This is a genomic window from Paenibacillus sp. FSL R7-0026 (assembly GCF_038004485.1).
Lineage (GTDB): Bacteria > Bacillota > Bacilli > Paenibacillales > Paenibacillaceae > Paenibacillus > Paenibacillus xylanexedens_A.
In genome coordinates, this window is record NZ_JBBORG010000001.1 from 3,373,957 (window position 1) to 3,400,919 (window position 26,963).

The 26,963-nt window shown below is 48.4% G+C and carries 8 protein-coding genes and 3 pseudogenes; all 11 read left to right on the top strand.

Going from position 1 to position 26,963, the window contains the following annotated elements; translation table 11 throughout:
* Window positions 1–33 precede the first annotated feature (33 nt).
* The 11 genes and pseudogenes from MKY44_RS14945 to MKY44_RS14985 all read left to right on the top strand — a co-directional run bounded on the left by MKY44_RS14945 (window position 34) and on the right by MKY44_RS14985 (window position 26,947).
* Window positions 34–11,076: an SDR family NAD(P)-dependent oxidoreductase gene (locus MKY44_RS14945; protein ID WP_341007693.1), complete on the top strand. Its 11,043-nt coding sequence runs from the start codon at window positions 34–36 to the stop codon at window positions 11,074–11,076.
* Between the two features lie 19 nt (window positions 11,077–11,095).
* Window positions 11,096–16,015, top strand: a pseudogene (locus tag MKY44_RS14950) (SDR family NAD(P)-dependent oxidoreductase); the annotation flags it as partial.
* Window positions 16,016–16,255: 240 nt separating this feature from the next.
* Window positions 16,256–17,863 (top strand): annotated as a pseudogene (locus MKY44_RS31530) (type I polyketide synthase); the annotation flags it as partial.
* A 438-nt stretch (window positions 17,864–18,301) separates the two neighbouring features.
* A pseudogene (locus MKY44_RS31535) lies at window positions 18,302–18,541 on the top strand (acyl carrier protein); the annotation flags it as partial.
* A 103-nt stretch (window positions 18,542–18,644) separates the two neighbouring features.
* A complete protein-coding gene (locus MKY44_RS14955; RefSeq protein ID WP_341007695.1) occupies window positions 18,645–19,160 on the top strand; it encodes an isoprenylcysteine carboxylmethyltransferase family protein in 516 nt (171 codons plus the stop codon).
* Between the two features lie 52 nt (window positions 19,161–19,212).
* Window positions 19,213–20,412: a cytochrome P450 gene (locus tag MKY44_RS14960; RefSeq protein ID WP_341007696.1), complete on the top strand. Its 1,200-nt coding sequence runs from the start codon at window positions 19,213–19,215 to the stop codon at window positions 20,410–20,412.
* 146 nt (window positions 20,413–20,558) lie between these two features.
* The gene (gene loaP / locus MKY44_RS14965; RefSeq protein WP_341007697.1) at window positions 20,559–21,086 is read left to right on the top strand and encodes an antiterminator LoaP; all 528 of its coding nucleotides are present in this window, start codon (window positions 20,559–20,561) and stop codon (window positions 21,084–21,086) included.
* 565 nt (window positions 21,087–21,651) lie between these two features.
* On the top strand, window positions 21,652–22,938 hold the full coding sequence (locus MKY44_RS14970; RefSeq protein ID WP_341007698.1) for a diguanylate cyclase domain-containing protein: 1,287 nt from the start codon (window positions 21,652–21,654) through the stop codon (window positions 22,936–22,938).
* Between the two features lie 293 nt (window positions 22,939–23,231).
* Window positions 23,232–24,725, top strand: a complete 1,494-nt coding sequence (locus tag MKY44_RS14975) for a spore germination protein (protein ID WP_341007699.1) — start codon at window positions 23,232–23,234, stop codon at window positions 24,723–24,725.
* A gap of 3 nt (window positions 24,726–24,728) precedes the next feature.
* Entirely contained in the window at window positions 24,729–25,823 is a 1,095-nt protein-coding gene (locus tag MKY44_RS14980; protein ID WP_341007700.1) for a GerAB/ArcD/ProY family transporter, read from the top strand.
* Complete coding sequence (locus tag MKY44_RS14985; protein ID WP_341007701.1) at window positions 25,820–26,947, top strand: Ger(x)C family spore germination protein; 1,128 nt, start codon at window positions 25,820–25,822, stop codon at window positions 26,945–26,947. The genes MKY44_RS14980 and MKY44_RS14985 overlap by 4 nt, the downstream gene beginning before the upstream one ends.
* Window positions 26,948–26,963 lie beyond the last annotated feature (16 nt).

Genomic DNA, 26,963 nt, shown 5'->3' on the forward strand with positions numbered 1-26,963 from the left:
GATTGACGCTTTTCTTTTAAGGAGGTGATCGCTTTGGAAGACCAACTGTCCACATTGTATCGAAAGATTCAGCAAGGAAAGCTCAGCGATCAACAGGCAGCGGAGCAGCTGCAAAGGCTGTTGTCCGAATCTGGAGAACAGGAGTCGAGCTTGAGAGAGACGCTCCATGAAGAGAGAGAGGACGACATCAGCGAAAAAGCCATTCGTTATGTCAAAAAAGTGTTGTCCTCCAGCCTTATGCTGCCGGAACGGCAGATCGATGCACATGCGCCTCTGGAGAACTATGGCATTGATTCCGTGATGGTGATGAAATTGACGGATCAATTGGAACAGCAATTTGGTCCGCTGTCCAAGACATTGTTCTATGAATACCAAAATATAGCGGAGCTTGCCGGGTATTTCATGAGCCATCACCGGGAACGACTGGAGCAGCTCACAGGGGTGCAGGCGAAAAGCAATTCAGACGTACAACTCCGTAACTCAGAGCTTGAGTCCAGCACAATACGGAAGTCTGAAAGCTCGAATTCGTTCAATAAGCGGCAGCCATCTGCTGGCTCGCGGAGAAGAATTCCAGCAGCGACCAGCGCAGGCGGAGAATCGATCAGCAAAGAGCATGACCATAGCAAATCTCTGGACATCGCCATCATTGGCATGTCTGGACGATATCCGAAGTCTGGTAACCTGGAGCAGTTCTGGGAGAACCTGAAACACGGGAAGGACTGCATTACCGAAATACCGGAAGATCGCTGGGATTACCGAATTCATACCGAGATGAATGCGAGCAAAGGAAAATATTCTGGAAAATGGGGCGGATTTTTGGATGGAGTGGATCGTTTTGATCCACTCTTTTTTCAGATTTCTCCGAAGGAAGCTGAACGAATTGATCCGCAGGAGCGACTGTTTCTGGAATGTGTTTACGAGACGCTTCAGGATGCGGGATATACCCGCGAACAGGCCGCAGGTCCAGATGCACCCCCGGATCAGATGGGGAATGTCGGTGTATTCGCAGGAGTCATGTATCAGGAGTATCAGCTGTATGGCGCTGAAGCCAGGATTGCGGGTAGAGAGCCATTTGCATTAAACGGTAATCCGGCTTCCATTGCCAATCGTGTCTCGTACTTTTGTAATTTTCATGGGCCCAGCATGGTGATAGATACCATGTGTTCCTCGTCACTCACGGCCATTCATCTGGCCTGTCAGAGTCTGAGTAAAAAAGAATGCCTAACTGCAATCGCCGGAGGTGTTAATGTATCTGTTCACCCCAATAAATATGTGATGTTAACGCAGGGGCAATTCCTCTCTTCGAAAGGTCGCTGCGAAAGCTTCGGTGAAGGCGGTGATGGTTATGTCCCCGGAGAAGGTGTAGGGGCCGTAATGCTTAAACCTTTAAACCGTGCCATAGCCGACGGTGATCATATTTATGGCGTCATTAAAGGAACTGCTGTTAACCACGGCGGCAAAACGAACGGTTATACGGTTCCCAATCCTGCGAGACAGGCGGAGGTTATTGAAACAGCTGTCGCGGAGGCAGGAATCGACATTACGGACATCAGCTATATCGAAGCTCATGGGACAGGCACCTCACTGGGAGATCCCATCGAAATTACAGGGTTAACCCAGGCATTTAGGAAAGGGAAAGCAGCGAACAACAAATGTGCCATTGGCTCAGCCAAATCGAATATTGGTCATTGCGAAAGTGCAGCAGGCATTGCAGGCCTGACCAAGGTCCTTTTGCAGATGCAGCATCGGCAGCTGGTTCCTTCCATTCATGCGGACCCGCCTAATCCACACATTCAGTTCGACAAGACGCCTTTTACAGTGCAGAAACAATTAAGTGACTGGGACAGAATAACGGTTGATTCAGGAAACTCTACACGGGAAGTCCCACGGATTGCGGGAATTTCCTCATTTGGTGCCGGGGGCTCCAATGCCCATATCATTGTGCAGGAGTATTGTCCCGAGCAGTCAGATATGTTGCCGGCTGAGCAGGATAGACCAGCTAAACAGCAGGCGCTTATCGTTTTGTCAGCCCGGAATGAAGAGCAGCTTCGTGAATTGTGTGAACGTATGCTGACGGCTCTGCGATCGAATCGATATCAAGAGGAACAATTGGCGAGCATCGCTTATACGCTGCAAACCGGACGTGAGATGATGAACATGCGCCTTGGCATCGTTACAGGTTCGCTACAGGAACTGAGCTCGAAACTGGAATGCTACTGTTCGGGAGATCAGGATATGGACGACATGTATGTGGGATATGCAGGTGATGCACAACAGCCGCTATCCATACTGTCAACCGATGCAGACATGAGCCATACCCTAATGAACTGGATTACCAAACGCAAGTTCGGAAAATTGCTGGAGTTTTGGGTGAAAGGCCTGAATGTGGACTGGAATTTGCTCCATAACGGATTCAGGCCCTGCAAGATCAGCCTGCCTACGTATCCGTTTGCCAAAGAACGGTATTGGATACCTGGTGAACCTTCTGTGGAGTTCCAGATGAATGGGGATTTTCCCCATAACGGATACTCCAGTCATATTCCTTTTATTCATCCACTGCTTCATGAGAATAAGTCCAACCTGTCGGAGCAAAAATACGTGACGGTTCTGACCGGCCAGGAATTTTACTTGAATGATCATCGGATCGGACAAGAGCGGATTCTACCCGGTGCGGCCTACCTTGAAATGGCGCACGCTGCAGTCAGCGATGCTCTAGGCGAGCAGCAAGGAGAGAATTTTGCAGTTATCTTGAAAAACCATGTGTGGATGCGTCCCCTTATTGTCAGGGAGACTCCGGTGCCTCTGCATATTCGATTACATGCTTCAATAGAGGAGCAGCCTATTCAATATGAAATGTACAGCGGGATGTCTGCGGATGGACCGGGCGAAAATAGGGGGCACAGCAGTGGTTATGCCAGCATCGTTTCACTGGAACCCAAGCTTGTAGCAGCAATGGCGATTAATCCGGGCGAGATAAAAGCACGCTGCAACACCAAACGATTAACTGCGGATCAATGCTACAAAATTTACGAACAAGGTGGTCTCAACTATGGAATCGCCCATCGGTTGTTGGTTGAGTTAAACGTGGGAGAAGACGAGGTGTTAGGACAGCTTCGCCTGCCTTCTATTCTCAAACATGAAATGCAATCCTATGTACTGCATCCGGCCATCCTGGACGGGGCTTTGCAATCCGCGATCGGGCTGTGGATGGAGGACCAGGAGGGAAAAGAAGGCAAAGAGCTGGAAAACGCAAATGCTATGCTGCCCATTCCCTATGCCATGGATGAAATTCAGGTTCTGGGCCCCTGCACTGAAGAAATGTGGGCTCATGTGCGTTACAGCTCTGATTCTCCTTCATCCGCCTCGGATGCCATGCCTAAGCTGGATATTGATTTGTTCTCCAGTACAGGGGTTCCATGTGTTCTTATTCAGGGACTTAGTTGCAGAGCATTGAAGAACGGTACAGTATCAGGGGATGTCTCGGGGTATGAGCCGCTTGGGCGGGAAACGGCCATGTTGGTACCTCGTTGGGAAGAAAGCGCCGCTGTCCGGCATGAGTGGAACCCTCCTTATGGCAGGCATATCGTAATGCTGGCTGAACCTTGGGCCGAACTGGCGGAGGAAATAAAGGAAAGACTGAAGCGAGAGCAAATACCAACCGAGATCGTAGCGCTTGGATCTGAAAAGGTTGCTGACATTCACAACGTTGATGCAAGCTGCAAACGTTTTGCGTCTGCTTCTACCCAAGTACTCCACGTACTTCAACAACTGGTGAGTAGTCCATCCAATGCTGAGAATGTGCTTATTCAGCTGTTATACAGACGTGAAGATCATTTTCAGCTGTATAGCGGATTAACAGGATTGCTGCGAACGGCGGCACTGGAAAATCCCCGAATTCATGTTCAGTTCATTGAAGATAGGGAAGAGGGAGATTCAGAATCGAAGAGCCTGTCTCGAGAACTGCGTAACGCCAAGCGTGCTGCCGAACTAATAAAGGCCAACCGGGAGTCTGAGGATGTATGTATCGGTTACCAAGGCCCACAACGACAAGTGCTTCACTGGAAAGCCCTCCATCTGCCTGCTGAGACGGATGCCATGCCTTGGAAGAATGGCGGGGTGTACCTTATTACAGGAGGGGCAGGTGGCCTGGGCCATATTTTTGCCCGTGAGATTGCCTCTAAGGTTGTCAACGCAACGCTGATTTTGACAGGCAGATCGGACATATCAGCGAGTCAAGAGCAAGCGTGGGAAGCCTTGAAAACAAATGGTACCACGATCATCTATCGCCAAGGGGATATATCCCGGGAAAAAGATACATCGGAGCTTGTTGCTTATATTCAGCATAGCTTCGGCCGTCTGGATGGAATCATCCATAGTGCAGGTTTAACGAGAGATCAGTACATCTTGAACAAAACAAAAGCCGAAATGGAGAAGGTGCTGGCTCCGAAAGTTGCTGGCACCTTTCATTTGGATGAAGCAACCCGGGCGATGAAGCTGGACTTTTTTATCCTGTTCTCTTCCATGTCGGGAGTATATGGAAATCCAGGCCAATGTGATTACGCTGCGGCCAACGGATATATGGGCAGCTATGCACAGTATCGTCATCAGTTAATGCTTACCGGAAAAAGGCAAGGAAGGACCCTGGCCATCCACTGGCCGTTATGGAAAGATGGCGGCATGCATTTGAGCCCTGCTGAAGAGAAGGGATTATGGGAAAGTACGGGAATGCGTCCACTGGATCTTAAAGCAGGTATTACGCTGCTGTACAGAGCTTTTCAGTCCACAGAATGTGAAATCGTTGGAGTACAAGGGGACATTCCGAAGCTGATTTCCAGCCTAGAGGCACGTTGGAATATGAACCGTACAACGCGGGATACCCCATTCATTTCAGAAGCAGGTGCCATGTCTGTGTTGCAAAAATTGACTGCGGAACTGCTTGGTGTGGGGCCAGATGAGATTAGCCGCGAAGCGGATTGGCTTGAATGCGGACTGGACCAGCCTCAATTAACGCTCTTGGCCCAAAGGTTGAACGAGCAATGTGGGCTGGATCTGAGTCATGTTTTGTTTGTGGAATATCCAACGTTGCAATCTGCTTCGGCATTTCTAAGCCAGCGATATCCAAACGCTTTCCCATCAGCACCGTTAGTTCTTGAGGGCGAACCATTACCGCGTTTAAGTCAAACCAGCCTGCCAACGGATCGTTTGGGGAAGCACGCGCAGACCACAGCAGCAGACAATATACTGGCGGAAGCATTGGATACTTTTCTAAAAAAGGCCTTGTCCGCGGTACTCAAAGTGCCCGCAGATCAAATTGTAAGCCACGCCCGACTGGAAGAGTATGGTATAGACTCGATTAGCATTACTCAATTGACGGATCAGCTCGAGGGTACTTTTGGGCCATTGTCCAAAACACTGCTTTTTGAATATCAGACTCTCAAAGAGTTGAGTGGATATCTGATCAAGGCCCACCGCGATACCGTCAATCGCCTGATTTCGGTTCCTGCGCTGCCATATGAAGAACGTAAGGAACGTTCGGATAAGACTAAGACTGCCCGATCCGGCCTGCAACACCCTCCATTTCGTGCATTTCAGCGTCCAGCTCAGCGCCCCTCGGCGCCAGCAGATGCTCAAGTGCGCTCACTTGCCAAGGATATCGCCATTATTGGCCTGTCTGGACGGTATCCCGAGGCGGACGATCTGGAACAATTTTGGGAAAACTTGATGCAGGGCAGGGATAGTGTCACTGAAATTCCGTTGGATCGCTGGGATTACAGGCTACATATGCACCATGCGGACCCTAATTCACCGAAGCCTGGCAGCAAGTGGGGAGGCTTCCTCCAGGGCGTGGATCGTTTTGATCCCTTGTTTTTCCATATCTCGCCCAGAGAAGCACAGATGATGGATCCGCAGGAGCGGCTGTTCCTGGAAACCGCGTATGAAGCCATTGAAGATGCAGGGTATACACCGGAGGGTTTGGCTTCCGCAACCGGAGATACTTGGGGAAACAGGGTTGGCGTGTACGTTGGAGTCATGTACGAGGAATACCAGCTGTACGCCGCCCAGGCTCAGGCCAAGGGAGGCTCCTCCATCGCTTTAAGTGGCAATCCGGCATCCATCGCCAATCGAATATCGTATTATTGCAATTTCAATGGGCCAAGTATGGCTGTTGATACGATGTGTTCCTCTTCCTTGACTGCGATTCATCTGGCTTGCCAGAGTCTTGTATTGAAGGAATGCGAAGTGGCGGTGGCGGGCGGTGTCAACGTATCGATTCATCCAAACAAGTATATTTTACTGAACCAAGGTGGCTTCCTTTCAAGCGAAGGCCGATGCAAAAGCTTTGGTGCACAAGGGGACGGCTATGTTCCCAGCGAGGGTGTCGGAGCAGTCATTCTCAAGCCGCTCAACAAGGCAATCGAAGACGGAGATCATATCTACGGGGTTATTAAAGGCAGTGCACTGAATCACGGTGGAAAAACGAATGGGTATACCGTGCCGAATCCGACGGCACAGACATGTGTCATAGGGAGAGCCATTGCTGAGGCGGACATCTCCGCCGACACCATTACCTATGTGGAGGCTCACGGCACAGGCACATCGCTTGGTGATCCGATTGAGGTTGCCGGTCTGAGCAAAGCGTTTGCAGAATCCACGGACCAGCAGCAGTTTTGCGCTCTCGGGTCGGTAAAGTCCAACATTGGCCACGCCGAAAGTGCGGCGGGTATTGCCGGACTGACCAAAATATTGCTTCAGCTGAAACATGGGCAACTGGTGCCTTCTCTGCATTCAGACCCGGCCAATCCGCATATCGACTTTGAGCAGACCCCGTTTCGTGTACAGCGGGACGCTGAAGCGTGGAAGCTGTTGCAGCGGATGGAAAACGGCAAACGTGTCCAGATTCCGCGCAGGGCGGGCTTGTCTTCATTTGGTGCGGGTGGTTCCAATGCCCACCTGATCATTGAAGAGGCAGATTACCATCCACATGAGGGGGTAACGGTCAACGAAGCAATAAGAGGAGGAGCTGTCATCATTGTGCTCTCGGCGCGAACCCCATCCGCTCTCAGGGAACGAGCCAGACGTTTGCTCACTGCTGTGGATGAGAAACATCTCACCGGAGGAGCAGAGGAAGAACCGGAACGTATGCTGGAGCGCTTGGCATTTACGCTTCAAACCGGAAGACAGGAGATGGAAGAGCGCCTCGGATTCGTAGTGCGATCCGTTCAGGAGTTGAAGGAACGTCTTCAACTTTTCCTGGGAAATGAGAACACGAACGAGCCGGTAGACGGAATAGACGGAATGTACTTCGGAAATGTCAAATCCTATCAGGCTGTGCAGGCAGCAATTGCCATGGATGAGCATTTTGGCGAAGTCGTGAGCCGTTGGTTAAATGAAGGCCTTTACGGCAAAGTGCTGGATTTGTGGGTGAAAGGCATCAAAGCGGATTGGAGTGTTCTATACTCCACAGGACAGCCTCGTCGAATTAGTCTGCCTGGCTATCCGTTTGAGCGCGAGCGCTGCTGGTTTGAATTGCCTGAGGAAGCGGTTATCCGTGAACATGTGGATGGTCTCAACTCTCCCGTATCTGCTGGAATTCAGAAAGCAGCACCTGAGCGCCAAATGACTGCTTATCACAAAGACTGGCAGCTTGCGGACATTGCATCCATCTCTGATGAAAGCAATTCTGTTGGAAAGATTCTGATCCTTGCCAATCGGGATTCAGCCGCCCTTGCTGCGAGATTGACAGAACATTTTAAACATACGGTGGTTTTGAATGAAGAACAGTTGGATGATCCGGGACGCCATTGGCTCGAAGATGAGGAACGTTTGAAGCATGGACTGACAGGTTTGATTGATCTGACAGCATTCATGAGGCAGACCACTGTTGATGATACCTGCGAAGAACAGATCCGGCCGGCATGGCTGAAGCTTATGCAGGACGTCATTGAAGTCCATGGCCATGAGGGGATGCTGCTGCTATTGGTGACCAATGGCCTGGAGTCGTTCCGCAATTCGAAAGTGAATCTGGCCCACGCCTCTCGTGCGGGTCTGTTCCGCATGCTGCAATCCGAATATCGCAGCATCCAATCCAGACATCTGGATGTCGATCCATCGGCATCGGAAGAGGCAAAGATTGAATGCATTACAACAGAGTTCCGGCAAACAGATCGGGAACCGGAGATATGCTACCGTGATGGTAAACGCTGGCGTTCCTATATGCGTGAGCTGCCTTATGGGGCGGGTATGAACAAAGATGTTACGGAATCTTCAATCGATCCGGAACGACCTTTCCTGGAAGCAAATCAGGTGTTGTGGATTACCGGAGGTACCCGAGGCCTTGGAATGGCATGTGCCCGCCATTTTGTGAAGCATCACAACGTGAAGCGGCTGTTGCTGACTGGACGGGAAGCCATTCCACAGCGGGAGGAATGGGACGCATATGCGAGCCATGACACTGCGATGGGCGCCAAAATCAGATCACTGTTGGAACTCGAACAACTGGGGGCCGAGGTACTTGTTACGGATATCCCTCTAACGAACGAGAACGCCATTCAGGCAGAACTGGCCAGAGTTAAGCGCTCAATGGGCCCTGTTGGAGGGGTTATTCATTGTGCTGGTAACGTGGATACAGCCAATCCGGCTTTTATTCGCAAGCAGGCGGATGTCATGCAGCGGGTGCTTGATCCAAAAACAAGCGGGTTGCATACGTTATTTCATGCGTTCAGGCATGAGCCACTGCGCTTCTTTGTGCTGTTTTCCTCTGTGTCCTCAGCGATGCCTTCACTGGGAGCAGGGCAGAGCGATTATGTGATGGCTAACGCCTATATGGACTATTTTGCCGAAGCCGCATCCCGGGAAAGTGCGATCTCTCCATTCCCGATCATCAGCATCCAGTGGCCAAGCTGGCAGGAATCCGGTTTTGGTGCGGTCACTAGCGAAGCATATCGCCAGAGCGGCCTTCTCAGCATCACCGATGCGGAAGGAATGTTATGGCTGGATCGGATTATTCGGGAAAACAGGGGACCTGTTATTCTGCCGGCTGTAGTTGCATCGCAGACTGTACACAAGGGAGAGCAACAAGCGGAGCATCGGGCAGAGGCATCGTTAAGTGAAGCACAGCAGGTATCCATTCCGTTAATTCCAAGCCCGGTGGAGCGGATGACCCCAAGCTTCATGGAAGAGCTGCAGAACAGGACACTGGGGTGGCTTAAGACTTTGATGGCAAAAGAACTGAGATTGGATGAATCCCGGCTGGATGAAGATACCCCTTTTCAGCACTACGGAATGGATTCGATCCTGCTTGTCCAGGTTCTGACGGTCATGGACCGAGAGCTTCAGCATGTTGCAACAGACCCTTCGCTGCTGCTTGAACACCCAACACTGCGCCAATTAGCAAAACATCTGGTTCGGATCTATCCCGAATCTTTGGCTGGCCTGTTGATGGCACCCAACTCTAAGTTGAAGGAAAATTCAACTGGAAAACCTTCCGATGTTCGTTCAGCGACTTCCGCTCCTGTGCAACATGCTAAACCAGATATGGAGGGTCGCACCGGACTGAATGAACTGAATGATCCTGTGGATGAAGCATATGAAAAACCAGCGGAGCTGGAACAAACCAAGAAGCGGGATAAAATTGCAATTGTTGGCGTTGCCTGTCATTTTCCTGATGCCGAGAATCCGGCGCAATTCTGGTCCAATCTGCAAAAGGGCAAAGATAGCATGACTGAGATCCCAGCGGAACGCTTGAGGTTGACAGGCAGCAGCACCAATAGGAATTCCGCTTCCAGCAAGCGCATTGGGGCGTTCATTCGGGACATTGAACAGTTTGATCCGGCATTTTTCCGAATTACAGATACGCTGGCAGAACAGCTGGATCCGCTCCAGCGCCAACTGCTGGAAGTGAGCGTGGAGGCCGCCGCAGACGCAGGATACAGCCGGGAACGTTTATGGAATTCACAGACCGGCGTATTTGTCGGCTCCAGAGCGAGCAACTTTTCGTCCAAGCTGGGAGGCAACACGAAAGATACAATCGTTGGCATCGGCCAAAACTTTATCGCTGCACATCTGTCCCATTTTTATAATCTGAAAGGCCCCAACATGGTGGTGGATACCGCTTGTTCCAGTTCACTTACCGCAGTTCATCTTGCTGTACGAAGTCTGCTGGATGGGGAATGCGATCTCGCTTTTGCGGGCGGTGTGGACATTCTGCTTGATGATGCACCCTACGAGATGCTTGGAGCTGCCAGCGTATTATCTCCGGATTCTCGTTGCAAAACGTTCAGTGCTGACGCAAACGGCATCGGGCTGGGTGAAGGTTGCGGCGTTGTATTACTTAAACCGTTATCGCAAGCCATCGCCGATCAGGACACGATCTATGGGGTCATCGATGGCACCTCCATCAATAATGATGGTCAAACGATGGGCATTACCACACCTAACCCGGAAGCCCAGCAGGAATTGCTGGAAAAAGCGATTTTAAATGCAGGCATTCATCCTTCCACCATCAGCTATATCGAGACACATGGAACAGGGACACTAATCGGTGATCCCATCGAACTTAAGGCTTTGACAGGTGTTTTCGCAAAATATACAAATCAGCGCCAGTTTTGCGGCGTAGGCAGTGTCAAAAGCAATATCGGTCATCTGCTGAGCGCATCGGGCATTGCCAGCCTGATCAAGGTATTGCTCTCGCTTGCTCACCGCGAGCTTCCGCCGACGATTCACTGCGACCAGCCCAATCCGCGGTTCCAGTTCGGGGAATCTCCTTTTTATATCGTACAGCAGCACCAACCGTGGGGAAGTGGTTCAAGCGACACACTGCGGGCAGGCATTAGTGCATTCGGACTTGGAGGCAACAACGCACACGTTATTGTAAGCAATGAAGGTATTCCTGCCGAACGCATGGTGAGCCTGCCGCTTCGTTTCCCTGCTTCACCTTTTCAACGAAAGTATTGCTGGCCACCCGTCAAGGCAACGGAATCGGTGGAGGCATCGTCCAATGTTTCAGCTGTGTTGCCAATGCAACAGCTACCGGAGCTTTCGGAGCAATCGAGCTTTTTTGATTTCATCAAGCTATGAGAAGGGAGTGACGCGGATCATGACATTGCCTGCAACCGAATCATTTTTACAGCGATTGCGCCACAGCGACTATTTCGTGAGAGATCATCGTGTTCACGGCGTCTGCACCCTTCCGGGTGTTGTGCTACTGGATATGGTGTACCGATTGAGCGGCAGCCATCTGCGTACAACCTCCATTGAACTTCGGGATATCGTGTTTACACAGCCGATTGTCACTTCGACGGATTTTGATGTGGATATTAGGCTGACATTGTCCATGAATATGGATGAGGGTCAGGTCACCATCCATAGCCGCAAAGTACCAAAAGACGGTGAGCCGCCTTCATCTGATGATGTGCTGAATATGGAATGCAAGCTGTATTTGCTCGGAGGGAGGGAGCCTGTACAACCTCTACAGCATACACAACCGCTGCCTTCCAAAGACACAGACGGGCTTCAGACATGGGATATGGATCAGATCTATCAGCTCGCCCGACAGGCGGATATACAGCATTTTTCCTTTATGAAAAACCACGGAGATGTCTACAGACAAGGCCAAATGGAGTGGATGAATATCCGGCTGAGCAGCCTGGCCGAGCAGTATCTGGACAAGTTCCACGCTCATGTGGCCCTGTTGGATGGGGCGACATTTGCCGGGTCGTCCTTCCGCCTGGGGGATGTCGGCGGTCTGGATGCAGAAGTTCCTCCATACATTCCGTTCATGATTGAACGATTTGTTATATATGACCGTTTTCCAGCTGAGATTCGCACGTTTACCGAACAAACACCAAGTGATCTTTCCGGTGGGGATATCATCTCCCGCAGCATTGCTGTTACAGATCCGGAGGGTAGATTGCTTGCGGAGTTTGTGCATTTGAAGGCAAAAAGAGTTCGCCATGCCACATCCATTACCGGGCTGACAAACACGATGACAACTGGACGCAACGACAAACCAACTTCTGAACCGGTAATAGCTGGAAGCTCCGAATGGACAAAACCAACTGTAATGCCTGCGGGCTCCCAAGATCAGGTCCGATCCACGATTTCGGCGTATGTGAAAGATGAAATCGCACGCATGCTGCACATTTTACCTGAAGCAGTGGATGAGCGGGCAGGCTTCTATGAGCAGGGACTAGATTCCATGCATCTGCTGGAGCTGGTGAAACGGCTGGAAAACCGAGTGAACATGGAACTTTATCCAACGCTGCTGTTTGAGCACTCTTCCGTGCAGGCATTGACCGAATATCTGCACACACATTGTTCCGACGTCTGGAATGAGGCAGCAGCAGTGTCGGAAAGTGTGGACTTGAATACGCTTTCGTCTCAAAGCAGCCATTCGACAGATGAACAACCTGCAACGCATTTGGAAGTACCAGCAACAGCCAGAGAAATCGAGGGGAATGGAGAACCTGTATGTTATGAGCCTAAATGGATTGAATCCGGGGATATCCATGAGGTTGAATCTGCCCGACCCACGATAGCGGATGGAAAAGAGTTGCGGTCCGATCACACTCCGTACCGGATAGTTGTTCTCTATGGCAACTATCCGGCTCTTGCTGCCAAGATGGAGCTTCAGTCTGACATCTACGAGGTTCATCAATTGCCTGATCATTCGTCCATGGACGCTGATCTGTACCGCCAGAAGGTAACCGCGTTATACGGAATGATCCAGGCAAAAGCAATTCACCCGAATGCAGGGAGACGAATCGTTCTTCAAGTGCTGTCGGATTCCCGTGACACGGGTGGATACATTCACGGATTTGAAGGGCTGGTAAAGACGGCTGCGATGGAACTTCCAGCCTTTGGGGCTCAATTAATCAGAATGGATCTGCATGAAAGCTTCATGGATGAGACGTTGATTCGTCAACTTCGACTCGAAGCCGAAAACATCTCGTCAGGGTCCGCTGTCTCCATATGGTACAAAGGAGACACCCTTCAGCGGCATGTTCGCAAGTTGGTGGAGATACCTGTTCCGGCGGCCCCATTGGAAAAACCCTATAAGCCTGGCGGAGTCTATCTTATTACCGGCGGCATGGGCGGGCTGGGGTATGCGCTGGCTGTTCATCTTTCCCGTCAATGCAGATGCAAACTGGTCCTTGTCGGACGTTCTCCGCTTAGTGAAAACATCCAGAGCAAACTGAAACCGCTGCGCATCAACGGTGCAGAAGTCATATATATTCAGGCCGATACAACCGTTCTGGCCGAGATGGAGCAGGCTGTCCTGCAGATTTGGCATCAGTATGGAGGAATCACGGGGGTATTTCACTGTGCAGGAACTGCCAAAGACCAGTTGATTCTCCAAAAGCCTTTGTCCGACCTGGAGCAGGTGTTAAAGCCCAAAATGGATGGACTCTGGAATCTGGAGCAGGCCTTAAATGATTTTAGGCCAGAGTTCACGGTTACATTTTCCTCCCTGTCAGCCATTGTAGGCAACAAAGGGCAGGCTGATTACGCTGTGGCCAACAGCTGTATGGACAGACTTTTGTTGAATCATCAGGAGAAAGGTGGAACAGAAGGAGCAATTCCACGTCAGTTTACGATTAACTGGCCCCTATGGGTAGATGGCGGCATGCAAGTGAATGATCATATTCGCAGCAGCATGTATACGTCCTCAGGTTCAATGCCACTGCCTTTGGCTGAGGGGATGGCGCTTATCGACCGGATTATTGCACAGGATGTTTCGCAAGTTGTACTTGTATACGGGAATAAATCCCGCATTCAGTCCGTTATGGGAGACGACGCGGCCATTCATTTGCCGCCGCCATCTGATCCGGAAGATATTGCTGTCATTGGCATGGCGGGAAGGTATCCCTCGGCGAATAACATGGACGAATTGGCCCGGATTTTGAAGGAGGGACGAGATTGTATCACGCCCATGCCGGATGAACGCTGGGCGGGACTGCATCTTCCGTATTCCGCTTCTGAATATTACCCAGCTGGCGGATTTCTGGACATGATCGATGACTTCGACCCGGCCTTCTTTCAAATTTCGCCGCTTCAAGCCGAAAGGATGGACCCACAGGCACGGCTGTTTTTGCAAGCGGCCTGGACAGCCTGTGAGGATGCAGGCTTTGCTATCGAACGTGACAAGCATCATGATGCATCAGCATCCAAGCGGAATGTCGGTGTATTTGCTGGCGTGTTCTGGAACCATTATGAACTGCTTGGCGCAGCCATGACGCAGCAAGGCACTCCTACGGCCATGGGCAGCAACGCTTCAGCCATCGCCAATCTGGTTTCTTACCACCTGAATTTCCATGGTCCATCCATCGCTGTAGACAGCATGTGCTCATCCTCATTGACAGCGATACATTTGGCCTGCGAGAGCATTCGACATGGACAGAGCCAGTATGCCATAGCAGGGGGTGTGAATCTGGTCACCCATCCCCATAAGTATGTATTTCTGAAACAGGCCAAGTTTCTGTCATCGGACGGAAAATGTCGCAGCTTTGGCAAGGATGGGGACGGCTATGTGCCAAGTGAAGGGGTAGGCGCTGTCCTGCTCACAACGGTGGCTGAAGCCCGCAAGCAAGGTTATCCGATCTATGGCGTCATTAAGGGTTCGGCTCTGAATCATGCTGGCAAAACGTCCGGAACGACAGTGCCAGATCCAGTGGCCCAATCGGAAGTCATTGCAGATGCACTCGCGGCAGCAGGCGTTGAGCCAGGAACCATCGGATATATCGAAGCCCACGGAACTGGAACGTCACTGGGTGATCCCATTGAAATTCAGGGGCTGGAGCGTGCCTTTCGAAACAGCCGCAATCCGGGCCAAAACTGTGCTGTCGGTTCCTTGAAGTCCAACATTGGACATCTGGAAGCAGCGGCAGGCGTCGCCGGGCTAACCAAGCTTATCCTGCAAATCAAGCACAGGGAGCTGTTTCCTTCGCTGCATGCTGAGGAGCTGAACCCGCTGATTCCGTTTGAGAATACCTGCTTCCACGTGCAGCGGACAAGCGAGCGTTGGGAGCGCCGTCATGGAAAACAGAATGGGCGCTATGCGGAGTGGCCTGTTCGTGCCGGGTTGAGTTCTTTTGGCGCAAGCGGAAGCAATGCACATCTGATCGTAGAGGAATATATTCCAACTGCCGTCTCATGGACAGATCGTTCTACACTAGATGCGTATTCCGATCAAGCGGAAGCTTCAGGGAATGGTGAAGTGGTTCTTCCGATCTCGGCCAGAACACAGGAAAGATTGATCGAATACGCTCGCCAGGTTCGTTTTTATTTGGAGAACGGTGGTCTGTCTGAGTGCCTAATAGACATTGCCTACACGTTTCAGCTTGGAAGAACGGACATGAAATACAGGGTTGCTTGGAAGGGCAGCAGCCACAGTGAACTGGTGGAACAGATTGATCAGTTCCTGAAAAGCCAGTCATCATTACAACAACATTCCAGTGAAACACCTTATGAAATGACTTTGCTGGAAAATCGTCCTTCGTCGCAGGAGAGGCTTCATCAATGGGCTGCATTGTGGGAGCAGGGACATGGGGTGGACTGGACAGCTTTGTATGATGATCTTCAGAAGAAGCCAACTATTGTTCGTGTACCCACGTATCCTTTTGCCAGAAATCGTTACTGGATTCAGGCTGAAGATCAATCACTTGGAGAGACAACGAGGGAAAAGGGATCGCAATTGCACCGTGCGGAAACATCCTCTTCTGAAGTTGAAGACGCGGACATTGTTCAGCATATAAATGAAACATCCAACCCTGTTACGGGATCTGCAATGACGCCTTCGTTTCAGGAAAAGCAGGGGGAAGAACAGGTTCTAGCTTTATTATCCCAAACGGTGTCTTCCCTGTTAAAAGTCAGCATCTACGATTTGGACAGTGATACGGAATGGGCAGAATACGGTTTTGATTCCATTCTGTTCACAGAGCTCGCGGATCGGTTGAATCGCGGCCATGGATTGGGTTTGACACCCGCCATCTTTTTTGAGCATGGCACTATTCGCGAGTTGGCGGTTCATTTGCTGCAAAATCATACCGATAAGTGGACACAGCCTTCTGCTGGCAGAACGACACCTCAACCCGAATCGCTCAATGCTATGTCTCATTCTGTGCCAGGAGCATCCAAAAGGGAAGAACCGCGGCAAACTTCATTGCGGTTGACGGCTTCAGAAGAGGAGAAACACACATCTGGCCGTTCCCATGCAGGTATAGGCAGCAAGCTTAATTCGGGTTCAGAGCTGTCTTCCCTCGAGCCCATAGCCATTGTGGGTATTAGCGCTAAGTTTCCGATGGCCGATAACGCGGAGCAACTTTGGCACAATCTGCTTGATGGCAAAGACTGCATTTCGGAGATTCCAGAGGAACGTTGGCGCTGGCAGGATTATATGGGTGATCCGCTTAGAGAGAAAGGCAAAACCAACGTAAAACATGCGGGATTTATGAGCGGAATCAGTGAGTTCGATCCATTGTTTTTCGGTATTTCTCCCAAGGAAGCCCTGCACATGGACCCGCAACAGCGCTTGCTGATGATGCATGTGTGGAAAGTGATTGAAGATGCAGGTTATGCACCGTCAGACCTGTCAGGTTCGGACATGGGACTGTTCATTGGCACAGGCAGCAGCGGATATAATGTCATGCTGGCTCAGTCGAATGAAGCGGTCGAGGCATACTCCGTTACAGCCACCGTTCCTTCTGTCGGCCCTAATCGGATGAGCTACACACTGAACATACACGGTCCTAGCCAGCCAGTCGAAACGTCCTGCTCCAGCTCCCTGGTCGCCATTCATCGGGCCGTTCAAGCCATTCGAAATGGGGATTGCGAGACGGCTGTAGCCGGGGGTGTAAATACGATCCTGTCCGTGGATGCTCATATCAGTCTGACCAAAGCGGGCATGCTTAGCGCGGACGGGCGTTGCAAAACCTTTTCAAGCGAGGCAAACGGTTACGGCCGTGGCGAAGGGGTAGGAATGATTTTTCTCAAGAAATTGAGTGATGCTCAGCGCGACCATGACCACATTTACGGCTTGATCCGCGGTAGCGGTGAAAATCACGGCGGAAAGGCAGGCTCACTTACTGCTCCCAACCCTAAGGCACAAACAGCGCTGCTGAAATCCGTGTATGCCCGGGCGGGAATTGATCCTTCCACTATAAATTATATTGAAGCACATGGCACAGGCACACCACTTGGTGATCCAATTGAGATCAATGCGCTCAAGACAGTATTTCAGGAGACGAGGGCAGGCTTATCACCCACAGGGCAGACTTCCACTCCAGGACAGTCAACCCCATACTGTGGCGTCGGCTCTGTCAAAACAAATATCGGTCATCTGGAGCTTGCTTCTGGCATAGCCGGAGTAATTAAGGTGTTGTTGCAGATGAAACACCGCAAGCTTGTTCCCAGCCTGCATACAGAGCAGCTCAGTCCGTATGTCCAGCTTGAGAACAGCCCGTTCTATGTTGTCAGACAGACGCAGGAATGGGAGAGACTCAAAGACAGCAATGGCAGCGAAATGCCCCGTAGGGCAGGAGTAAGCTCCTTTGGTTTTGGGGGTTCCAATGCCCACGTTATTCTGGAGGAATATATACCACCACGACAGCATGATGAGGTGACCAGTTCTGAATCCGAGTTGGCTCCTGTTGCAATCGTGCTATCGGCCAAAAGCAAGGAGCGGCTCAGGGAACAAATGATCCAGTTGTCGGCTGCCCTGCTTCGCAATGAGGAGGAGGAGGGTACTTCTCAACAGCTTCGCCGCATTGCCTGTACACTTCAGACGGGAAGACAAGCGATGGAATACCGTGCAGGCTTCATAGCCGCATCAATTACAGAGCTAAAATCCTTGCTGGAAGGCTATGTTCAGGAAGCGCACTTGTGGACCGATTCGGATGAATCCGTGCATGCGCAGCTTTCATCGGAATCTGCGAAAAGTCACAAGCTCCATCTTGGCTCCATTGCTGCTCACAAACGGACGGCAGCACTGTTCAGAGAGGATGAAGAACTCGGCGAAGCGCTGCAAAAATGGATTATACGTCGCAAATACCATAAATTGCTTGAACTGTGGGTGCAGGGTGTAGAGATCCAGTGGGAGCTTTTATATACAGAGGATCGTCCTGAGCGGATATCCCTTCCAACCTATCCGTTTGCACCCGAGAAATACTGGGTTGGAATGAAGAAAACTGGGACGGAAGATTCATTCGAAGCAAGTAACGAAGAGATTGAAACCGTACCCGTTGCCAAAGCTGAAGCTTTCGGATCAACAGCCCTGTATCCTTCGGTTGATAGTGAGATCAAAAGCATCATGTCAGCTCTGCTGGGGATCCCACAAGACGACATGGACGAGCATCGTTCGCTGGAAGATTACGGAATGGACTCTGTGCTGGCGCTTCAGCTTCTTCATCATCTCCAGGCCCGGATTTCCTCTGAAATCAGTATGAAGGATCTGAATAAATGCCATACCTTGCAGGACGTCATCAGCTTTTCCCTGAACCCAACGCATCCAGAACACCAGAGGAAACTGGTACCGGACACTCCCTGATTAGTACCAAGTTAAATAAAGTTCCAGCGAGAAAGTCTCGGTGAGGAAATGCATGTAATCCATACTTGCCAATATAAAAAGCGAGAAGAAGGAGCGGATCACCATGTGGATTGGATTTTTGTTAATTATCATCTCACTCATTCGTATACCATCGGTTATTATTGCCATGCGTAACGAGAAAAAGATCGTTGCAGGAGGCGGCACCGAGTACGGCAACCTGAACAGCAAAGTGTTATTTGTGCTGCAAAACCTGATTTATCTGAGCTGCATTGTATACGCCTTTATTTACGATGTACAGTTTAATGTGTTGACTGTAATTGGTCTTGTCGTATATGTGTTTGCCCTTTGCTGTCTCATCTATGTTATTCGCAAACTCAGCCCTTTTTGGACATACAAGCTATACATTGCCAGAGACCACAAACTGGTGCAAAGCTCGCTGTTCCGGCTGGTGCGCCATCCCAATTATTACCTGAACATCATTCCCGAGCTTATCGGTTTTGCACTGATTTCTCAAGCCTGGCCTGTATTTGTGCCTTTGTTCATCCTTCATCTCATTACACTGTTCAACCGGATTAATCTGGAGGAAAAAGTGATGAAACAAACGTTCACTCAGTACTAGGCAAACGGGCTGCATCCCTTCTGCACATATGATATAAAGGAGAGCGATTGGCATGAATATCAAGGAAAGAAGCAGTTTTCCCGATTTGAACTTGGTTACAGGTTTTAAGACCAACGCAGAGAAATATGAGCCATTTGCATGGTACAAAAAAATGCGGCAGGAAGATCCGGTTCATTATAACGAAGCCGAGGATGTCTGGAGTGTATTCAAATACGAAGATGTGAAACGAGTGGCTGAGGATAAGGAATACTTCTCCAACAAGGTGCTCGCTCCACCGATTATTCAGGATACGATCATTTTTCAGGATCAACCCAAGCATACCATCAGCCGCGCGCTGTTAGCCAAAGCATTCACCCCAAAAGCGATGTCCTCCTGGGCGTCCAGAATTGATATGATTGTCCAGGAGCTGATGGAATCGATTGAAGGACGCATCGAAATAGATATGGTGCAGGATTTTGCCTCCCCGCTGCCGATGATTGTTATTTCCGAGTTGCTTGGCGTTCCTACAAGCGACCGTGAGCAATTCCGGGACTGGGCAAACACACTGACGCTGGCTCCCCAGGAGAATACGCCCGAAGAATATATGCGCATTTATCAGCTCCAGGCTCAGGCTAGTACACAGCTTGTGGCCTATTTTCAGGACATCATTGAACTGAAACGACGTAATCCAGCTGATGATATCATATCCGACCTGACACAGGCGGAGGAAGATGGAGAGAAGCTATCTTCCGAGTCGCTGATTGCAAGCTGTGTCATGCTGCTTATCGCAGGAAATGAAACCACCACCAGTCTCATCACCAACTCCATCTACACATTCAATGATTATGAGCTGGTTAAGGAACTGGCGCAGCATCCGCAAATGATCCCATCCGCTGTCGAGGAGATGTTGCGTTACCGCTCTCCGTTGCAGCGAGCGATTCGCAAAGTGCTCAAACGCACAGAGATTGGCGGCAAAGTACTGGAGCCCGGCGACTATGTTGTCAATTGGATCGGTTCAGCGAACCGGGATGAGGACATATTTGAAGAGGGCGATAAGTTCATTCTTGGCAGAAAGAATAACCCCCATTTGGCTCTGGGTAAAGGCATACATTTTTGCATGGGCTCCCATCTTGCCAGAATGGAAGCCAAAGCGGCGCTGACAGCGATGCTGACTACCTATCCCGGGCTTCAAGTGCATCCCGAATATGAAGTCGACGTCAACCCCAGCAATGTATACGGGCTGAAAAATTTATCCGTTCTGCTTCAAGGCTGATCGATCTTTTAGGTGAAAAGACGTAAAAAGTGCCTGGGGTGAACCGTGACCCTAGGCACTTTTTATTTACTTAAATGTAATTTATTATAATAATACATAATGAATGGGTTTAAAATTGTCCATAAAAAAAGATCATGGGAGGATCTATGAACTGGTACAGCTTTTTTGTACAGAGTGGGAAAGAAGAAGAAATTAAACTTTTTATGGATCGATTTTATGCGCTACAGCACTTGAGTTGTCTAGTACCCAAACGAATGATTCCGGAACGAAAGCAGGGAAAAACTCGTCATTGCACCAAAGTATTGTTTCCAGGCTATATTTTTATCCAAACCGGACAGATTCACGATTTATATTACAACATCAAAAAAACGCCATATATTTTATATATGGTCAATGGCGGTATTCACAAGCATGATCAGGCTGCCAATTTTTTCACTCCGATTCCCAAGGAACAGATGGACTGGCTTATCCAGCTATGTGGTGTCAACGGAACAATGGGATACTCAGATATCATTATCGGCGGGAACCAAATCAAAGTAACATCCGGACCACTCCTCGGCAAAGAAGCGATGATACGGAAAATTGATAAACGCAAGTCAAGGGCCAAAATTGAGGTGCAGTTGCTGAACGAGGTCAAATTGATCGATGTTGGCATCAATGTCTTACTTGCTTGAGTTAACTGGATGAGCATTGGTAGGAGATTGCAGGGAAGAGGAGTAAGGAAATCGGTGTCCCTTAGTGGAATGTTAAACAGTTGAAGCACATGTATAACGATCCGCAAAGGCAGCATATTCGAGAAGAAATAGCTCATTGCATATATTTATTTTACTCGAGATGTAATAGTCGTCATTTAACGTTATTCATACGGCAAGGAGCAGTTCGCCTGTGCGCAGCTGCTCCATTTTTATTGTGGAATTAAGCAAGTCCCGCTAAAACTTCAACGACGTTTTTTAAGCTCACTGATATAGAACCACCGAAAGGTAACTTAACAGTGTAACTTAATTTATCCGGGTCGGGATTTAAGACGTCAACGTCGGTTGTTACGCGTAAATTGTTATTCTTCCATTCCCTTGAACCGTTGATTCAAAAAAGCTATCCAATGCTTCGCTAACAAGTTTTTCTTAGAGGTCTGAAGTAGTTGGTAAATTTTAGTAATATTAAATGAAAACAAAATTTGCTAAAATATTGTATAGTTATTCTACAAATTAAGCCATTCTAGCGGAGGATTGATCGGGAAGTATGAAAGAGTTTTTGAGCGAGCAGTCCATTGAAGCATTTAGATCAATCATAAATCACAATCCAGATGCCACTTTTATCGTTTCGAACGAAGGAACAATCGTAGAAGTAAATGAAGGGGTTACAGAGTGTTTAGGATTTCAAAAGAGTGAAATCATGGGTTCATCCTACAAAGATCTCTTTTGTCAACATCAGCTTGATTTGATCATCCAATATTTTTCGGAGGTCTTAAAGGGTGCATCATGTCAATATGTTGCCGAAGCTCATCATAAAAATGGAGAGATTGTTTATTTGCAAATTAAGCAAGTTCCTTTGTTTTTTGAAGGTAAGGTAAACGGGATCTTTGGAGTAGCTAAAAACATTACTGAGTACAGGCATCTGCTTAAGGCTTTGAAAGAAAGCGAAGAGCGCTATCGCCTCTTAGCCGATAACTCCCTCGATCTGATCCAGTTGATCAACCTGGATGGCATTGTGGAGTATGCCTCTCCTTCTCATAAAATGGTGCTTGGCTTCGATCCAAAAGAATACATAGGTAAATGGGTATTTTACCAACCAAATGGAGATGTGGACGATAAGTTTCGTACAGTATTTATGAGTATGTTGCTTTTGAGAAAGCCCTTTACCTACGAAATAAAGCGGCAGCATGAACAGGGCTATCCTGTATGGCTGGAGATGAAAGGAACACCCATGTTCGACGAGGACGGTGACTTTAAAAATATGATGCTCGTGGGAAGAGAAATAACAGAGCGCAAAAAGCACCAAGTTCAACTGGAACAATTAAGTTATCATGATGCACTTACCGGTGCCCCTAACCGGAGATATCTCAATAAAATGCTCAGCGATGCTTTAAGTGCAGCAACGACAAGCGTTGGTCAGCTAGCCGTCATGTTTGCGGATCTAGACAATTTTAAACAGATCAATGATACATTAGGTCATGATGCGGGGGATGAACTGCTACGGCAATTTGTAAAGCGAGCAGGAGCTTGTCTTCAAGAACACGATCTCCTGGCCAGAATGGGTGGTGACGAATTCGTCTTTGTACTTCCTCATGTCAAATCCTCCTCAGAACTCAGCCTTTTGGCGGAAAACATCTTAGAAACATTGCAGCTCCCTTGGATACTCGGTGGGAAGGAGCTCTATACAACTTCAAGCATCGGCATTGCCTTTTATGAAGAAGACGATTCAGTAAAAGAATTGCTTCAGAAAGCCGATGCAGCACTTTATCTTGCCAAAGCGGAAGGCAAAAATACATATCGCATCTACTCATTCCGTGACTTGTCAATGCGCTGAATGTGTACTGACAATGAGTTCTTCACCAAATAATTAGAACTGAAACTAAAAAAATGATATACAAAGGAGCAGCCCGCGCGGGCTGCTTTCTTGTATGTGTACTTATGATGAATGCAGTAGGTGCAGGATAGAAAGGAGTAGGACGGTATCTTTACTTCTATGATGATGTAACTGTTTTTCGGAAACGGAATGATTGCACGTAAATACCTTTCGAATGAACAACCCGCAATGTATATCGAAGAGAATAATCGTCATAATAAGGAAATGTTGCTGGAAGAAGGGAGGTAAATCGTGTGGATGAACATACTGCCACGAATACGAAAGAGGAGAATATCACCAAAAGTTTGAACGAATCTATTGGTAGAATTGAAGAAATCTTTACGAATACCCCCGACTTAATCATCCGAAAGTTATGCATAAAACAGACTGGAGAACCAGCCGCCATAATCTATATGGAAGAATTAACAGATAAAGCATCACTTAATCAGAATGTCCTTGCTCCACTTCAACTAGAAACCGGAAATCCTTCCGGAGATTTCATTACAACAGTGGGATATGTAAAACCTCACTCCAAGTGGGAAGAGCTCAGACTTTCCATTATACTCGGCTACAGCGTGTTATTTATTGAAGGAAGAAGTACTGCATACGCATTAGATACAAAAGGATTCCCGCAACGCGCTATTGAGGATCCTCAGCAGGAGCCCTCACTGAAAGGGGCACATCAAGGATTTATAGAGACAGGTTCTCAAAATATTGCCATGATCCGTCGTTATATTGCGGACAAAGAGTTAAAGGTGAAGCGGTATATTGTTGGGCAGCGGGGACAAACGCCAATATCTTTGCTTTATTTGGAAGATGTGACCCAACCGGACATTATTAAAGCGCTCGAAGAACGGATTCAATCCATTGACGTGGATGCCATCATTAACACCGGAGAATTGGCTGAATTTATTGAGGACCAACCGCTTGCGTTGCTTCCCCAAATGATTACGACAGAGAGACCAGATACGGCTGCTTCTCAAATACTGCAGGGTCGTTGTGTCATTGTAGTCGATGGTTCGCCAAGTGTTCTGGTTGCGCCGGCTACGTTCATGTCTTTTTTTCAAACGGTTGATGATTACAGTTCCCGATGGTCCATTTCGTCATTTCTCAGAATATTGCGCATCTTTGCCTTTTTCATCGCTATTTTTTTGCCTGGATTTTTTATAGCCGTCATTTCGTTTCATTTTGAGATCATACCATTGAAGCTGTTATTAACGCTTGGTGAGTCACGGGGGCAAGTTCCATTCCCACCATTTGTTGAGGCCATCATTATGGAAATTACACTTGAGATGTTAAGGGAAGCGGGAGTTCGTCTTCCGGCTCCAGTAGGACAAACCGTAGGAATCGTTGGTGGTATTGTCATTGGACAGGCAGTTGTGCAGGCAGGATTAATCAGCAATGTAATGGTTATCGTGGTGGCTTTTACAGCTATTTCATCTTTTATTATTCCCAATCAAGACATGATGGCAGCTGTGCGAATTATGCGGTTCATGATGATGATACTAGCTAGCTGGTTCGGATTTGTAGGACTTGTCATTGGGATGATGAGCTTCATCATCCGATTAATAACATTAAACTCGCTCGGTAATTCCTATAGTACACCTATAGCACCATTTCGGGCCATGGATTGGAAGGATACCTTACTGCGGGTGCCTTTGTGGATGATGAACAACCGCCCTGTAAGCACGAAATCCCGCCAGTCGATAAGGCAGGGAAAGAGCAGAGGATGGAAGGAGAAGAAATAAACCATGAAGTCATTACGCCCGGTAACGATGCTTCAATTCATTCTTATTATTTCTTCTTTCCAAATCAGTGTTGCTTTTTTGTCTATTCCCAGAGAGCTGGCGAGGCATGCGGGCACAGATGGTTGGATGGTCATTTTCTTAGGCTGGGGGCTGGCAACGTTATCCTCTGTAGCGATCGTCAAGCTGATGAAACATAGTCCAAACAGCTCAATACTCGAATTGATTCAGCGTTATACCGGCGTGTGGGCAGCAAAAATAGCTGCTTTTATATTTATGGTCTATTATTTGCTTCTGGCATATGACGGTTACATGATCGCTTCACTCGTTATTAAATTATGGTTATTGCCAAGCACGTATATCTATATTCTAGTCCTGCTGCTGCTCATCCCCACATTCCAGATTGCGCAGCATGGTTTTCAGGCGATCGGGCGGTACAGCGAAATAGTCACGATGCTCTCCATATGGATTCCGTTCATTTATATATCTACACTGAGTAATGCTCACTGGCTCTATCTACTACCCATCTTAAAGGAGGGATGGCTTCCGATTCTTTCATCCGTGAAATTTATGATCTATCCGATGCTTGGCATCGGCCTGGTTTTGTTTCTCTATCCCCAACTAGTCAACAAAGAAAAAGCATTACCTGCCATGATCATCTCCAACACGCTCACTTGCATCGTTTACTTGGGAATCACCCTGATTTGTTACGTGTACTTTAGTCCTGATGAGATCGGGGAGTATAACGACCCGGTGATTAGCATTATGAAGTCCGTTGAATTTCAGTTTATTGAGCGCGTAGAAGTGGTATTCATCGCATTTTATCTGTTCGTGTTTTCTTGCATATGGATTCCCTCCATGTATATTGTCTCGAGATGCTCCGCGTCGCTGGTAGGAAAAGGTCAGGAAAGATACCACCTTGCCGCGTGGTGTATTGTCATTGAAATTAGCTTTCTCCTCTATCGGCCCAGCTTTATCAAATCTACTCAAATAAACTACGCACTCAATTATATTGGTTTTATGATGGAGTTTGCTCTGCCTGCAGGCGTTCTTCTGTATGTAGCAATCCGTAAAAAGATGGGAGGGGGGCAACGCACATGAGATGGATCGGAAAATTCATTATCTCGGTTGTTTCCTGCATTTTATTGGTTGCGCTCGCAGGTTGCGCCAGTGACAAAACCAATTTGGAAGATGCAACGGTTCCTTTGGCTCTTGGTTTGGATGTCAAAGATAAAAAGCTCCATTATTATATATCTGCACCTGTATTCAGTAAGGACATTCAAAAGAAAAGCCGCGAAGGGGGAGGAATAGCAGAAGGCTTAAGACAGTCCAGGAATCAGCAGGATGCACAATTTCCCGGTTCGCTTGCGGGACGTAATTTTCAAGTCATCATTGTAGGGAAACAATTGCTTCAATATAAGGATTGGTTTAAAGTACTTGATGTCATGTTCCGCGATCCTCGCAATACGATTACCGACCGCATCATTGCTTTTGACGGTCCTATGGAGGATATTTTTAATTTTCAAGCCAAAGATCAACCGCCGTTACCTTTATTTATAAAAGCGATTGTCGATTCAGGAAGCAGAAGTTCAGCTACTGTAAAAACAACCGCGCAGGAGCTACATAGACAATTGTATGATCGAGCGATGACGCCTTCCATCTCGGAAATCAAGATCGAAAATAATAAAATCATGCTAAAAGGAACAACTCTTTTATCCCGAAAAGGGGAGTACAGAACTTCCCTAACCTATCAGGAGACGTCACTTCTTCACATTTTGAGAAATGAGGCTAAACCAGGGGTCAGTCTCACTTTTCCTGTTGATGATTTGCAACAAACCATGCCATTTAACATCGACAAAGTGAGTTTTTCTTTAGGGGACATATCGGTAAAAACGAAATCCTCTCATGAAAATGGCAGATTTCAATTCAACATTAAAGTGAAGTCTATCGTCAGCATAACTGAAAAGTTTCTTGAATTTGAGCTGTTGGGAAATTCCGAAGAAATGGCAAATAAATTAAGCAAGGAAATGAAAAAAAGCATGGAGGCGCTTATTAGAAAGTGCCAAAGCTATAATATCGATCCTTTCGGGTATGGGTTTTATGCCAGAGCATATCAGTATCCCTTATACAAGGAAGCACAGGCCGACTGGGGGAAAGAACTATCTCGAGCACATTTTGATGTGGAAGTTGATCTTCGAATCGGCTCCACTGGAGCAGTAGAATAATCGAGTTGAAACCGTT